Source organism: Actinoalloteichus hymeniacidonis (assembly GCF_014203365.1).
Taxonomy (GTDB): domain Bacteria; phylum Actinomycetota; class Actinomycetes; order Mycobacteriales; family Pseudonocardiaceae; genus Actinoalloteichus_A; species Actinoalloteichus_A hymeniacidonis.
Map to the genome: position 1 here is coordinate 588,886 of NZ_JACHIS010000001.1, position 14,286 is coordinate 603,171.

Genomic DNA, 14,286 nt, shown 5'->3' on the forward strand with positions numbered 1-14,286 from the left:
AGCACCGCGAATCATCCGGGTTGGTCCCTCGGAACCGAGCAGGCTCCGAGGGACCAACCCGGGTGGGTCATTCCATACCGGGCGGCTCGACGTCGGTCACCTCGGCCAGCGCGCTGTCCTCGATCAGATCGTTGATCGAACGGGGCAGCACATAGGAGACGCCGCCGCCGGGCTGCTCGAACCACGGCACCGCGATGCCGGTGAGCACCTGAAGCGGCCGCAGCAACCGGTAGGTGTGGTAGCTGCGCTTGATCCACTGCGGTGGCAGCGACCGGCGGCTGTAGGGCGTGCCCGCCGCGTAGGTGACGTTGCCGGTGGGCTCGCCGAAGCGGTCCACCTCGGTGCCCGCCTGCAGCATGACCAGTCGGCGTTCCCGGAACAGCGTGAGCGGTGGCTCGCCCGCCAACGGACGCACCATGCTCTGCTGCTCGGTGGCCTGCTGTGGTCGGGCCGGGGCAGCCTGCTGCCGACCGGCCTGCTGCTGGCCGCTGCTCTGCCGTCGAGCCGAGGTGCCCAGATCAGGGGCGAGCTCGTAGTTCTCCGGCGCGGCCTGGGGTTCTGGGGCCGCTCGCCTGCCGCCTGCCGCCCTCGGCTCGTAGTCCTCCCCACGATGGTTCTCGTAGTCCCCGGACTGACTCTCGTAGCCGGTGCCCGCCCGGCTCTCGAAATCGGTGGCGCCGCGCCTGCCCGCCGGTCGGGCCGGTACCTCGGGCTCGGCCTGCGGCTCCGGGTCGTCGTCGTACCGGCCATCGGCGAGCTGGTCCTGGTACCGGTCGTCCTGATACCGGCCTTCCTGGTACTGCCCATCGTCGTAGGTGTCGCCCTGGTACCGGTCCCGATCGTATTGCTGATCGAGGCCGGTCGAGTTCACACCTGCGGGCTCGGTGCCCACCACGTCATCGCGGTAGGTGTCGCCACCGAACGAGCCGCCGTAGCCGCCGCTGGACTGGTACTCGTCGTCGCGGTACCGCTCCTGCTGATCGGGACCGGAATGGTAGGACTCCGGCTGGTAGGACTCGGTCTCGGTGAAACCGCGCTCCTCGACCCGGTCGTCGAGCTCGTCGCCGACCTCGACCGCGCTCATGCGGTGGGTGTCGTAATCGCGACCCGAGGAGTCCGATCCGCCCGAGTAGTCGGTAGCCGTACCGGCGTGGTCGGATGCGCCCTGCCTGGCGTACTCGACCTCCGGCCTGCGGTGATCGATCACGCTCGGCCGCGAGAAGTCGGTGGCCGATCTGCGACCGAACTCCGACTCGTCCTGGCCTGCGTACTCCGCGTCCGACCTGCGTGCGTGGTCGATCTGGTCCGGCCGTGACCGGTCCGAGGTCGGCTGCCTGCTGCCTGCGACGTCGTCGCCGTAGCGCCCCGAGGACGGCAGCGAGTAGCCGGTCGCATCGGCGGAATCGACCCGATCGGCCTCGGCGCCCGCATCGACGGCGAGTTCCTGTTCGTAGGACTCGTAGTCGCTCGGCTGTTCCGCCGCCCGCCTGCGAGCGGCTCGACCCGGCGACCGAGTCGGGGCGGCGGCAGCGGGTTCCGACTCGTAGGACTGCCTGCCGTCGTAGCTGCCGGTCGCCACCTCGGTGTCGTAGCGCACCTCGGCGGCGGACTCGTGCTGTGCCGGTTCGTACTGTGCCTGCTCGTACTGCGCCGCAGGCTCGTACGACGTCGCCGCCGGTTCCGGTTCGGCCGGAGTGTCGAGCGCCGTCGGGGCCTCGAAGCCGACGGATTCCCCGGTGTAGCCCCGGGTCTCCTCCTCGGAGTACGGCCGGGACGGCGGGAGGACCAGTCCGCCGTTGCGGAAGAGGTCGGCCACCTCGTCCTCGTTCATCGCCCTGGGCGGACGGATGACCGAGGCGCTCGCGACCGGCTCCGGCTCCTGGTAGGCGGGCTCGTCCTCGATTGCGAGTTCGTCCTCCGCCACGGGGTGCTCCGTGAAGGCGGGCTCGGCCACCTCCGAGCGGACGCCCATCGGCGCCGGTGCCACCGCATTCTCGCCCGAGGTGTAGGAGCCCTCCGAGGGATGCATCATCAGCAGCGCACCCAGCAGGTAGGCGCACGCCTGATTGGACTGGTCGAAGCGGATCTCGTCGTAGCGTTCGCCGTGCTCGGACCAGAACACCGACCAGGTCCGGCCTTCGCGCAGCAGACACCACACGTCGTCCTCGGTGCCGCCGATCCGGTAGGCGGACTCGGCGACCTCGAGATCGGCGAGCCGGTCGCGAAGCTGATCGAGGCTGGCCTGATCGACCTCCTCGGTGGCCTCCGCGACGTCGTCGAGATCGGCAGCCGACTGCTCGGCGGCGTAGTCGTCGAAGTCGTCGGCCGGCCCGATGTTCGACGCGACGTCCGCCGGGTTCGCATCGGCGCGCTGATAGTCGGCGTACTGGCCTGCGGCGCCGCGATCCCGACGGTCGAGGTCCTCGTGGGCCTGCGGCTGCTCCTGACGCGCGAAATCGTCGCGGGGGTAAGCGTCCTCGGCGGCCAGGAAACCGTGCGGATCGGCGCCGAGGCCGTGCTGCTCGGTGCCCGCGTCCTCCTGGTAACCGGGCTGTTCGCCGTAGCCCTCGTCGTAGTACTGACCGGCTGCCTGGTCGGAGTGCTCCGGCCGATCGGCGCCCGTGTTCTGCTCGCCGTGGCCACGCGGATCCCCGTGCCGAGGATCGTCCCCACGCCGGTCGCGCTCGTGGGACTGGATCGGTTCCTGCGCCGCAGGCTCATCGGCGGGAATCGCGGCGGGCAGGATGCCCGTCACATCGTTGGCGAGCGAGTCGTAGGGGTCGTCGTGTTGCTCGGCGGGGTAGTTGGCGGCCTGTTCGGCCGCAGCGGCCTGGCGGGCCTGTTCGCTATGCCGTTCGTCCCGAGGGTCCGGGAGCACCTCGTACAGCAGCTCGGTGGCTGCGTCGCGGGTCTCCTGATGGACGCTGGGCAGCCGGAATTCCTGGTCTCTGATGTGCTCGACCAGTTCGGGCAGCGGCGGAACGCCGTGCCGGGCCAGGTGATAGCCGACCGCGGCAGGCCAGATCCAGAAGCCGTCGGTGTGCCAGCTGATCGGCACCGAGGGCCGGTTGTCGCCCGCGAACGGATCGGGTGCCAGTCCCGACGAGGACAGTACGACGGGCGCGGAGCGCAGGTAGCCGACGAGCTGCTCCCGTTCGGCCGGGTCGACCGGCGCGCGGTTGATCAGCGGCCTGCCGTCCTCCCTTGTACCGTCGAAGACCCTGGCGAGTTGGAAATCCGGTGCGGCGGGCTGGTCCTCGTCCTCGGCGTACTCGTAGTCGCCCTCTTCGAGGTAGCTCTCGTTCTTGTCGGGGAAGTCGTCGTCGAACGACTGCGCCGGGTACTGCTGGGTCGGGAAGGACTCCGCATCGTCGCCCTGGAAGGAGTCCTCGTGCGACTGGGCGGTCGATCGGAAGTCCGCGTTGTCGTCCCCGGCAGCCTCGTAACCGGGCGTCTCGTGCCCGGCGGGAGCGGCGCCGTTGCGCTCGTAGGCGCCTGCGCCCGGGAATCCAGGGTTGTTCAGTCCGGGAGGGGGCCCGTCCGCGGGCATCTCCGGCAGGTAGTCGGTGTGTGCGTCGTCATGGTCCGGTCCGGGCCGCCTGATCGAGGGATCGGGGCGCGGCGTCTCGGCGAACTGGTCCTCCGGGAACGAACCGGCGTGCTCGTCGAACTCGCTGGGGGGCTGGGTGCGATCCGGCCTACCGAGGCCGCGCCAGAACCACGGCGGGATGGCCGAGTCCTCCCGGGGATACCGATTCAGCTCTTCGTGGAAGGCGTTCGGCGGCAGCGGCGGGTCCCACGGCACCTTCTTGTCGACGTTGACGTCGATGCGGTAATTGGACGGTCGCTCGACCACGTACAGCGCGGAGAGCCAGGTGCCCTTCTCGGGCTCGTACATGTTCTGGCGCAGTCGCTCGAACAGCGGTCCACAGTCGGCGGGGGGCTCCCATGAGGCAGTCGAACCGTCCTCATTGATCACCTTGCCCACCGCGTCGGTGACACTGCCCATGGCGCGGTACTCCACGCGGATCTGCTGCCACCCCGGCGGGGCGGCTTGCAACAACGCCATGCCGATGTCGCGAGCGAGCACTGCCTGATCTTCCTGACTGTTCGCCGTCGGACGGGACATGACCACATCCTCTCTGACGGACGTTGGATCGTGGGGACGGGGCGGAAATCCGCAACGAGACACTACGCGGTGGAGAAGTCGTGAAGATGTGGAACTCGCTGACTACTGGCGGTGTCACGCTGCTCACGGAGCCAGGGTGGCGTGTGTTCTTCGGAACGGGGAAACCGCTGTAGATCACTGAGATAAGCCGAAGGAGGGATGGGGGTGTGCCAGGAAGGTTCGGAATTGTAATCAAAGTCCATTGTGCAATTACCTGATCGGTTGATCACACAACTTGCAGTGAACCAAGTGCCTTCCTTTGCCCGCCTCATCTCCTCCCGTAGGTGATCGAGCAGCATCGTGCACTCGATCGGATGGTCCCAATGGGTGATCTCGCCGCTCGTGGTCGAAGCGTGCAGATCGACCTCGCCGATCTCCACGGTGGCACGGTAGTGGAGTGAGATCTCGAGCCAGTCGGGTGGTGCCGATGCGCGAAGCGACCGCTCGATCTCTCGGATGATCTCTCGTTGTTCGTTGGTTACCAACGGTTCTCCGCCGTTGTGTTCCGTCATGCTGACCCTCCTCGACGCCGGAGTAGTGGTCGGCCGTGATCGAGCCTACGTGTTGGTTGTCATAGCCGCCCCGGACGCGAACGTGATTCGTCGAATTAATCGATCGATAGTTGTCGCGGGTCCTGCGAGACTCGGCAGGTGTTGGCTCCGTACCGTCTGCTGGCCGCTGTCGGCCGCCTTCCCACTCTCTTGTTGTGGTCGTTGCTTGGTCGACTTCACACAACCGCAACAGCGTTGGCGCTCACCTTTCTGGTGACCGATTGGACGGGTTCCTATACCCGGGCCGGTTTGGTGGCCGCCGCGCTCACGATCGGTACCGGCATCGCGGGCCCGCTGCGGGGTCGCGCGGCCGACCGCAGCTCCGTGCCGAAGCTGCTGATCCTCACCGGGGCCTGCTACGGCGGTGGTCTGTGCGTGTTGGCGGCCCTGCCCGCCCATCTGTGGCCGGTCGCGCCGGTGGTCGCGCTGCTGACCGGGCTGTCGATGCCGCCGGTCAGCCAGGTCGCCCGTTCGGTGTGGGCCAGGGTGGAACCCATCGAGGCCAGGAACGCCACCTACGCGGTCGAGTCGACGCTGAGCGAACTGCTCTTCATGGTGGGCCCGATGCTCGCCGCGTTCACCGTCGCCGTCGTGGACCCGTGGGCGGCGGTGGTGTTGTGCGGCGTGTTCGCCTTCCTCGGCGCACTCGGGTTCGCGCTGGCACTGATGCGCTCCGATCTGCGACCGGTGCCCACCCCGAAGTCCGAATCGGACACCCCGTCATCGGAGGGTTCGACCACCGGGCCGGCCCCGACCACCGAGCGCCGTCGGTTCGTCCTACGGGAGCCGGGTCTGGCGCCCACCATCACGGTGTCGATGCTGCTCGTCGCGGCGTTGGTCGCGGTGGATCTCGTGATCATCGCGTGGGCCAGGGAACGCGACACCCCGGAGTTAGCGGGAGTCCTGGTGGCGGTGTGGGCGGTCGGTTCGCTGGCGGGCGGCCTGATCATGGGTGGTCTACCCGGCAGACCGAACCCGGTACGTCGACTGATCGCGGTGACCGCGGGCCTGCTCCTCCTGGTCCCGGTGCTTCCGCCGATCTGGGCGGAGCCGAACCCCTGGTTGGTCGGTCTCGTGCTGGCCGCAGGCGGCGCCGCGATCGCGCCCGCCTTCGGCGCCATGAACAACAGACTGGGCGAGTTGGCGCCGACCGGTCGGCGGGCCGAGGTCTTCGGCTGGATGGCCACCGGATCCATGGCGGGCTCGTCACTGGCGGCCACGTCGGTGGGCTGGATGCTCGACGTCGGTTCGCTCGGCGCTGCGGCGGGGCTGTCGGCGGCCTTCGGCTGCCTGGCCGTGTTAGTCGCGTTACAGATTCCGGTCGCAGCTGGTGCATCGCCGCAGGAGCGGGCGGAGGATGTCGTGTCGTGACCCAAGCGCGGAATCAGCCATCGGCGCCGGTGCCGCCCGATGCCCTGAGCGGCCTCGCCGCGAACCCGGCGGCCGCCGTACCCGCCCTGATCGCCGCCGTGGTCTCCGGTTCCGCGGTGGCCGTGCAATCCCGGATCAACGGCGAGCTGGCCCAACGGGTGGGCAGCGGCTTCACCGCCGCGTTGATCTCCTTCGGAGTCGGGCTGGTGATCATCGCCGTGCTGGTCCTCGTGCTGCCGAGATCGCGTCGGGGAGTGCGGCGGATCGTGGTCGCATTGCGTGCACCGGAATCGACGGACGGCCCGAGGCTGCGTCCCTGGCAGTGTCTCGGCGGGGCCTGCGGCGCCTTCCTGGTGCTGAGTCAGGGCATCACCGTCGCCGCGATCGGCGTATCGGTGTTCACCGTCGCCGTGGTGGGCGGGCAGGTGGCCAGCGGGCTGCTGGTGGATCGGCTCGGTATCGGCCCAGGCGGCGCCCGACCGGTGACGGCCCTGCGGCTGGCCGGTTCCGTGGTCGCGGTGCTGGCCGTGTTGGTTGCGGTGTCCGACAAGCTCGGCGATCCGCGCACCCTCGGATTGGCGGTGCTACCCGCCATGGCCGGAATCGGGATCGCCTGGCAACAGGCGGTCAACGGCCGAGTGAGTGTCGCCGCAGGCTCGGCGATGCCTGCCACGCTGGTCAACTTCGCCGTCGGCACGGTGTTGCTGTCGGTGGCCTTCGCGATCTCGGTGTTGGTGGTCGGTCCGCCCGAGGCGTTGCCGACGGAGCCCTGGCTGTACGTCGGTGGCGCGGTCGGCGTGCTCTTCATCGCGCTCGGCGCCGTGGTGGTACGCCGGATCGGGGTGCTGTTGCTGGGGCTGGGTTCCATCGCAGGCCAGCTCATCGGCGCGGTGCTGCTCGATGTGTTCGTCCCCTCCGCGGGCTCCGAACTGGCCGTGAGCACCCTCGTCGGGAGCGGGCTCACACTGGTGGCGGTGGTCCTCGCATTGCTGCCCGGCCGCCGGCGAGCCTGACAGCCGATCTGCAACGATGGCACCGTGAGTGCCACCATCCTTGACGGCAAGGCCACCCGAGACGCGATCTACGACGACCTACGCAGCAGGGTCGCAGTCCTTGCCGAGGCGGGTGTACGGCCGGGACTCGGCACCGTGCTCGTCGGCGAGGACCCCGGATCCGCCGCATACGTGCGCGGCAAGCACCGTGACTGCGCGAAGGTGGGCATCACCTCGTTGCGTCGTGATCTGCCTGCGGATGCCACCCAGGAGCAGGTGGCCACGGCCATCGACGAACTCAACGCCGACCCGAGCTGCCACGGCTACATCGTGCAGCTCCCGCTCCCGCAGGGCCTGGACACCGGCGCGCTGTTGGAACGGATGGACCCCGCCAAGGACGCCGACGGCCTGCACCCGGTGAACCTGGGCAGGCTGGTGCTCGGCGAGACCGGCCCGCTGCCCTGCACACCGCGTGGCATCGTGGAGCTGCTGCGCCGCTACGACGTGCCGCTGGCAGGCGCCAAGGTCGTGGTGATCGGTCGGGGAGTCACGGTGGGCAGGCCGCTGGGCCTGCTGCTCACCCGCCGCAGCGAGAACGCGACCGTGACCCTGTGCCACACCGGGACCAAGGACCTGGCCGCCGAGGTGCGCCGCGCCGACATCGTGGTCGCCGCTGCGGGCAAGCCCGGCCTGATCACCGCCGACATGCTGACGCCGGGCGCGGCCGTGCTGGATGTCGGCATCACCCGCACCGAAGACGGCCTGGTGGGAGACGTCGCGCTCCAGGCCCGCGAGATCGCGGGCTTCGTGGCGCCGATGCCCGGCGGGGTCGGTCCGATGACCCGGGCGATGCTGCTGACCAATGTGGTCGAAGCCGCCGAGCGGGCGGTGCGTTCGGCGTGAACAGCAGCCGAAATCGCGATCACGTCGGCACCTCCCAGCTCTCCTTCCTCTTGGTGCTGGCGATCGTGGTGTTCGGCTTCGTTCGCGTGACCATGGGCTACTGGCGGGAGGGCGCGGCACTGGTCGGCTTCGCCCTCGTGCTCGCCGCAGGTTTGCGTGTCCTGTTGTCCGACGACCAAGCCGGGTTGCTGAAGATCAGGGGATCCGGCGTGGACATGCTCTGCTACGGCGGGCTCGGCACGCTGGTCCTATTCGTAGCGCTGACCATCGAGGGTGGTCCCCTCGGCTGACCTGCGACGCTTCGGGGGAGTTCCGGGTGCGGGCTGCTCCCGAGACGCGGCGGCCATCATCATCCGAAGGATGGGGCTGTCGGAACCGAGCCACGCGGAGCGGCGTTCGAGGTAGACCTGTCGCAGTCCCGGCACGTGCTCCACGGTGCGGGTCGGGCTGAACCCCTTGCCGTCCAGCAAGGCGTGCACCGGCGCGTTGGCCTCCGCGACGGTGATCATGGTGCGGCGGGGCCGTTCCACGGCCTCCAGCGTGTCCAGCAACGCGGTCGCATAGCCACGGCGGAAGGCCGTCGGAGCCACGACGAGGCGGCAGATGTCGATGGTGCCGTCGAACGGACGGGTCCAGGACACCGCTGCGGCGAGTCCGTCCTCATTGAACAGGGCGAGGAAGCTCTCGCCGCTGTTCTGCAGCTCTTCCAGTGTCTCGGTGCGCTGCGGAATCTTCTCGAAGCCGATCAGCTCGGCCTCTACCTCGTAGGCGGCGCGCTGCAGTTCCAGGATTTCCTGTGCGACCTCGGCGTCGGCGAGGTTGATCGCCCGGATGGACATCTTCGGGGGGTGCTGCGGTTGAGTCGTCTCCACGCGCGACACGGTAAACGTTCGCCCGTTTGGATGTCAGGTTCGGTCTGTTGTGACTGCGAGCCGCATCCCTCATCCGGACGAGTCACAAGTGGAACGAACTGGGCCGTTCAGGTGATCTCCGTGTCACGGAGAGGTGGCATTCCTTAGTCCGATCGCCTCGTTCCGTAATACGAGGGGCCGTTCGAATTCCGGCCCGCCATCGCCATCCGTGCCAGCGCCTGCCGAATCAGTGCAGCTCAACAGCGGATTCCCTTGTTCTGCGGCCGGTCTCCCGATCCGGTCTATTTCACGTTCCGCCACCGGCGATTCCCGCTGCGCACGACGGGAACGCGTCGACCCGGCCGGAATCGTCGCCGGTGTCCGCCGAGTTGCGGCACGGGGACCTCCGCTGATCATCGAGCCCACGAGAGCCTGCTCACCAGATGCGGCTGCCGGGCGGGCCGGCTTGATAGCCTCGCCGCGTCGGGCATCCGCCCGACGAAGCGGTCCCGGTGCCGTGGCCGTCGCCGAGAGGCGATCCCCAGGTTCCTGCTTCCTTTGAGCCCTTCGCCGCGCCCAGGACCTCTCCGCCTGATCAGGGAGGATCCGTCCAGTGGCACGTTCCGGCAAGGTCGCCGTAGTCGGCGCCGGTTTCTACGGTTCGACCACCGCTCAGCGGCTGGCCGAGTACGACATCTTCGAGACCGTCGTCTTGACCGACATCATCGACGGTAAGGCCGAGGGGCTGGCGCTCGACCTCAACCAGTCGCGCGCGGTCGAGGGCTTCGAGACCCTCGTGGTCGGCAAGACCACCGGTCTCGACGGATCGGGCTACGAGGTGCTGGCCGGTGCCGAGATCGTCGTCATCACCGCCGGTCTGCCCCGTAAGCCGGGCATGAGCCGCATGGACCTCATCGAGAAGAACGCCAAGATCGTCCGGCAGGTCGCCGAGAACGTCGCGAAGCACGCCCCCGAGGCCGTGGTCATCGTGGTGTCCAACCCGCTCGACGAGATGACCGCGCTCACCCAGCTGGCCACCGGTTTCCCGAAGAACCGCGTTCTCGGTCAGGCGGGCATCCTCGACACCGCCCGCTTCACCAACTCGGTCGCCGAGGCGCTGTCCGTGCCGGTCGCCTCCGTCACGACCCTCACGCTCGGCTCGCACGGCGACACGATGGTCCCGGTGCCGTCGGCGTCGTCGGTGGACGGCAAGCCCCTCGCCGAGGTGCTGCCCGCCGAGAAGATCGATGAGCTGGTGACCCGCACCCGCAACGGTGGTGCCGAGGTCGTCGCGCTGCTCAAGACCGGTTCTGCCTACTACGCGCCGTCCGCGGCCGCGGCTCGGATGGCCAAGGCCGTGCACGAGGACGCGGGCACCGTCCTGCCCGTGTGCGCCTGGGTCGACGGCGAGTACGGCATCTCCGGTGTCTACCTCGGCGTCACGGCCGAGCTGGGCAAGGAGGGCATCCGCAAGGTCGTCGAGCGCGACCTCACCGACTCGGAGCTGACCGAGCTCAAGGCGGCGGCCGAGGCGGTCCGGACCAAGCAGGCCGACGTCCAGAGCCTCTGACGACGGCAGGCAGACCCCGAAGGCCCGGATCGCACCCGCGGTCCGGGCCTTGTCGTGCTCGTGGCCGAATGGACCGCGTCGATCAGCCTGCGGTCGTGCCGATCTCCTCGATCAGTTCCTCGGCCAGTTCCCGGCTGGCGGCGACCACACCCGACCAACGCCGGTTGAGGTCGTGATCCAGTTCCAGCGGATCTCCGTGGGCGTCGAGCACCACGCCGCCTGCTGCCGGGACGGTGACCATCGCGGCGGCCAGGTCCATGATGCGATGCGCACGGGATCCGACATCGGCGAAGGCGTCGATCGACCCTTCGGCGACCAGGACCGCCTCCAGACACGTCGTGGACAGCACCCGCACCCGACCGGCGCGTAGCGCCACCCGTTGCCAGACCTCCACCGTGTTCGGCTTCGGTCGGAGCAGGCTCACCGCGGCCCCGTCGAGCTCGGTGCGCCCGCTGGTGCGAAACGGTGTCGGCTGCCCCGCCAGCGCGTGCCAGGCGCGTCCGGTGTCCAGCCAGGTCGTCAGCGCCTCGGTCGGCACCCCGTCGACCGCCAGCACGCCCGCGAAACAGGACAACGGGACGCCCGAGGCGGCGTTGGCCGACCCGTCGACGGGGTCGACGACCAGGGTCATCGCCGAGCCGTTGTCGACGAACCCGGTCTCCTCGCTCAACAGGTTGACGCCGTTGCGGTGTGCGGACTCGGCGATGGCGTCCTCCACCAGCCGATCGACCAGCATCGTCGGAGTACCGTCGGCGCCCATGGCCACCTCGGCCGCAAGCTCGACCCGGGTATGCCGATGCCGGGCCAACCCGTAGGCGGTCGAGGCGGCCCTGGCTGCGTCGGCCAGCGCCGGATGTACGGCCTCGGGTAGGGCCGGTTCCGGCACCGGCCAATCGATCAATGTCGAAACGTGCTCGTCAGCGGCCACCTGCGCACCGTAGCCGGCAGCGCCCACGGAGTCGATTCCATTAGCCGGTGACAGGCACTCAGGTGCAGATCTCCCGCAGCTGGTTGAGCTGCTCGGCCTGCTGCTGGGTCCAGGACTCGACGTCCTCCGGGGTGATCTCGGCGGTGGCGCTGGCTGCCGACTCCAGGGACGCGGCCATGTCACGCAGTCCCTGGGCGACGTCCTCGTCGGTGGTCTCGGTCGCCAGCCGCTCGAGTTCGGTCATCCGCTCCTGAGCGGCGGCTGCGGCTTCCTCCGGGGACGGCACGTCGAAGCTGAGATCCCCGAGGCCGAGTGCCTCGGCACAGGTCTGGGCCCGGTCGAACTCCTGGCTCGCGCTGTCGAGTTCGGCGCCGATCTGCTCGGCCTCGGCACCGATCTCCTGGATGTCGGAGCACCCTACGAGCAGAACGGACAGCGCTGCGCCTGCGAGCAACGTGCCCAGCGTGGATGGTCGAACGGCCATCTCTCGATCAGCTCCTAGTGGCTTCCGAAGGTCTTCGGGTTACCGCTCCATCCTACGGAGTCGATCTCATCGATGGGGATCACCCAGAAGATTTAGATAAGTGCCCAGCGTGACGGGTGGTTGTCACGCCGGGCTCGACGATCAACTGGCTGCGCCCAGGGAGAGTAGGCCGATTTCGGTCAGCCATGGAGCCGCGCCGACTCGGTAGGCGACCACCACCGAGAAGATCACCGCGGCTCCGGTGAGGATCGGCAGGACGACCTTCATCTCGGTCTTGCCGCCGGTGCTCATCCGCATGGCCTTCGGGGGGCGGATCGGGTACCAGGTCTTTCCGGTGATCGGGATGGGCCAGAGCATCGAGCAGCCCTGTTCGGTGATGGCGTCGCCGAGGAAGTGCGCGATGTTGCCGACGATCACTGCGAGGCCGAAGATCGCCGCATTGTGCTGTTCGCCGGAGGCCCACCAGGTGCAGAGGACGGTCAGGACCAGCGAGGCGCCCGCGATCAGCATCGCGTCCCGTTTGGGGCACCACTTGTGCATGACGCCTCTGATGGCCAGGCCCGCGTAGAAGAACATCACGATGGCGATGGCGGTGCCGTTGGAGGCCTGCACCGCTGCGGTGACGATGAGCCCCATCAGCAGTGCGAACACGATGGTGTGAGTGAAGCCCCGGTGGCCGCCGTCGCGGTCGGAGTCCTTCTTCGTCCTGGTCAGGCGGTAGATGAACTTGCTGAACGTGACTGCGGCCTTGGAGAGACCTTGGCTGATCGCACCGAAGGTCCGCGACACAGTCGAGCTGGGATGGTCGATGTCGGGCAGCAGGGCCGCCCCGGATGCCAGCGTGGCGCCGATCACCCAACTCTGGGGTGATAACTGGCCGATCGTTCCGTCACTGGCTAAAGCGGTCACTGCGGCCCATACCGCTAACCCGCTCACTGCATGCGTTGGCCCGGTAGCCATTCCGCCCCCTCAAGATCACTCGAAGGGAGGGTAGACCGTGCGATTTCGTGGGATGTGAGTGATCCCAAGTAGTTACCAGTACGCTTGTACCGCTTGCGTCCTCGCACGGATCTGAGAGGAGTGCCCGCGATCATGGGCAAGATCAAGGTACAGGGCAAGGTCGTCGAACTCGACGGCGACGAGATGACCAGGATCATCTGGCAGTTCATCAAGGACCGGCTGGTCCACCCCTATCTCGATGTCGACCTCGAGTACTACGACCTCGGCATCGAGAGCCGCGACGCCACGGACGACCAGATCACCGTCGACGCGGCGAACGCGATCGCCAAGCACGGAGTGGGCGTCAAGTGCGCCACCATCACCCCGGACGAGGCCAGGGTCGAGGAGTTCGGCCTCAAGAAGATGTGGCGGAGCCCGAACGGGACCATCCGCAACATCCTCGGCGGTGTCGTCTTCCGTGAGCCGATCATCATCGAGAACATCCCCCGGCTGGTGCCCGGCTGGACCAAGCCGATCATCATCGGCAGGCACGCGCACGGCGACCAGTACAAGGCCAGCGACTTCAAGGTCCCCGGCCCCGGCACCGTGACCATCAGCTACACGCCTGCCGACGGCAGCGAGCCGATGGAGCTGGAGGTCGCGCAGTTCCCCGAGGGCGGCGGCGTCGCCATCGGTATGTACAACTACCGCAAGTCGATCGAGGACTTCGCGCGCGCCTCGCTGGCCTACGGTCTGCAGCGTGGCTACCCGGTCTACATGTCGACCAAGAACACCATCCTCAAGGCCTACGACGGCATGTTCAAGGACGTGTTCGAGGAGATCTTCGAGAAGGAGTTCAAGGCCGAGTTCGACAAGCAGGGGCTCACCTACGAGCACCGGCTCATCGACGACATGGTGGCCTCTGCACTCAAGTGGGAGGGCGGCTACGTCTGGGCCTGCAAGAACTACGACGGTGACGTGCAGTCCGACACCGTGGCGCAGGGCTTCGGCTCGCTGGGCCTGATGACCTCCGTGCTGATGACCCCGGACGGCCGCACGGTCGAGGCCGAGGCCGCGCACGGCACGGTCACCCGGCACTACCGCCAGCACCAGGCGGGCAAGCCGACCTCCACCAACCCGATCGCCTCGATCTTCGCCTGGAGCCGAGGATTGGCGCACCGGGGCAAGCTCGACCAGACCCGCGAGGTCATCGAGTTCGCGCACACCCTGGAGCGGGTCGTCATCGAGACCGTCGAGAGCGGCAAGATGACCAAGGACCTCGCCGTGCTGGTCGGCAAGGACCAGGGCTTCCAGACCACCGAGGAGTTCCTCGCGAGCCTGGACGAGAACCTGGCGAAGAAGCTGGGCTGACGTACAGCCCGCATCGCCAGCCTGCCGAGGAGCGCCCCGACCGGCGTCGGGGCCTCCTCGTACCCCTCGATCACCGATTCTGCGATGAGGACGGCACCGGGAGAACCCGCGCTACGTCTATTGCCTTGTGCCCGATCCGGGCGCAGCCCGTCGGCGGC

At 68.3% G+C, this 14,286-nt stretch carries 12 protein-coding genes; 6 read left to right on the top strand and 6 right to left on the bottom strand.

The genetic code is table 11. The annotated features are described in order from the left end of the window. Positions 1 to 67: 67 nt before the first annotated feature. Complete coding sequence (locus BKA25_RS02695; RefSeq protein ID WP_069852392.1) at positions 68 to 4,129, bottom strand: glycohydrolase toxin TNT-related protein; 4,062 nt, start codon at positions 4,127 to 4,129, stop codon at positions 68 to 70. A gap of 62 nt (positions 4,130 to 4,191) precedes the next feature. Next, a complete protein-coding gene (locus BKA25_RS02700; protein ID WP_069852391.1) occupies positions 4,192 to 4,680 on the bottom strand; it encodes a hypothetical protein in 489 nt (162 codons plus the stop codon). 138 nt (positions 4,681 to 4,818) lie between these two features. Here BKA25_RS02700 and BKA25_RS02705 point away from each other — a divergent pair, with 138 nt between their 5' ends. From BKA25_RS02705 to BKA25_RS02720, 4 genes are read left to right on the top strand one after another with little or no spacing between them, the layout of a single operon-like run. Beyond that, a complete protein-coding gene (locus BKA25_RS02705) occupies positions 4,819 to 6,090 on the top strand; it encodes an MFS transporter (protein WP_069852389.1) in 1,272 nt (423 codons plus the stop codon). Then, a complete protein-coding gene (locus BKA25_RS02710; protein ID WP_236750394.1) occupies positions 6,087 to 7,103 on the top strand; it encodes a DMT family transporter in 1,017 nt (338 codons plus the stop codon). The genes BKA25_RS02705 and BKA25_RS02710 overlap by 4 nt, the downstream gene beginning before the upstream one ends. A 24-nt stretch (positions 7,104 to 7,127) precedes the next feature. Then, the gene (locus BKA25_RS02715; protein WP_069852387.1) at positions 7,128 to 7,985 is read left to right on the top strand and encodes a bifunctional methylenetetrahydrofolate dehydrogenase/methenyltetrahydrofolate cyclohydrolase; all 858 of its coding nucleotides are present in this window, start codon (positions 7,128 to 7,130) and stop codon (positions 7,983 to 7,985) included. Continuing rightward, positions 7,982 to 8,275, top strand: a complete 294-nt coding sequence (locus BKA25_RS02720; protein WP_069852385.1) for a DUF3017 domain-containing protein — start codon at positions 7,982 to 7,984, stop codon at positions 8,273 to 8,275. Before BKA25_RS02715 ends, BKA25_RS02720 begins: the two co-directional genes overlap by 4 nt. Here the strand turns inward: BKA25_RS02720 and BKA25_RS02725 are convergent. Then, on the bottom strand, positions 8,234 to 8,857 hold the full coding sequence (locus BKA25_RS02725; protein WP_157421289.1) for a GNAT family N-acetyltransferase: 624 nt from the start codon (positions 8,855 to 8,857) through the stop codon (positions 8,234 to 8,236). The two genes, BKA25_RS02720 and BKA25_RS02725, sit on opposite strands and share 42 nt — an antisense overlap. 592 nt (positions 8,858 to 9,449) lie before the next feature. Between BKA25_RS02725 and BKA25_RS02730 the strand changes: the two genes are divergently transcribed. Further along, entirely contained in the window at positions 9,450 to 10,406 is a 957-nt protein-coding gene (locus tag BKA25_RS02730) for a malate dehydrogenase (protein WP_069852381.1), read from the top strand. Positions 10,407 to 10,488: 82 nt separating this feature from the next. On the opposite strand, the gene BKA25_RS02735 is transcribed toward BKA25_RS02730, so the two are convergent. The 3 genes from BKA25_RS02735 to BKA25_RS02745 all read right to left on the bottom strand — a co-directional run bounded on the left by BKA25_RS02735 (position 10,489) and on the right by BKA25_RS02745 (position 12,778). Beyond that, positions 10,489 to 11,334 carry an inositol monophosphatase family protein gene (locus BKA25_RS02735; RefSeq protein WP_236750393.1) on the bottom strand — a complete coding sequence of 282 codons (846 nt, stop codon included), beginning with the start codon at positions 11,332 to 11,334 and terminating at the stop codon, positions 10,489 to 10,491. Between the two features lie 58 nt (positions 11,335 to 11,392). Next, positions 11,393 to 11,818, bottom strand: coding sequence for a DUF8711 family protein (locus BKA25_RS02740; RefSeq protein ID WP_069852379.1), 426 nt, complete (start codon positions 11,816 to 11,818; stop codon positions 11,393 to 11,395). Positions 11,819 to 11,959: 141 nt separating this feature from the next. Next, complete coding sequence (locus tag BKA25_RS02745) at positions 11,960 to 12,778, bottom strand: metal-dependent hydrolase (RefSeq protein WP_069852377.1); 819 nt, start codon at positions 12,776 to 12,778, stop codon at positions 11,960 to 11,962. 132 nt (positions 12,779 to 12,910) lie between these two features. Here BKA25_RS02745 and BKA25_RS02750 point away from each other — a divergent pair, with 132 nt between their 5' ends. Beyond that, on the top strand, positions 12,911 to 14,128 hold the full coding sequence (locus BKA25_RS02750) for an NADP-dependent isocitrate dehydrogenase (protein ID WP_069854099.1): 1,218 nt from the start codon (positions 12,911 to 12,913) through the stop codon (positions 14,126 to 14,128). The last annotated feature ends 158 nt before the right edge of the window (positions 14,129 to 14,286 follow it).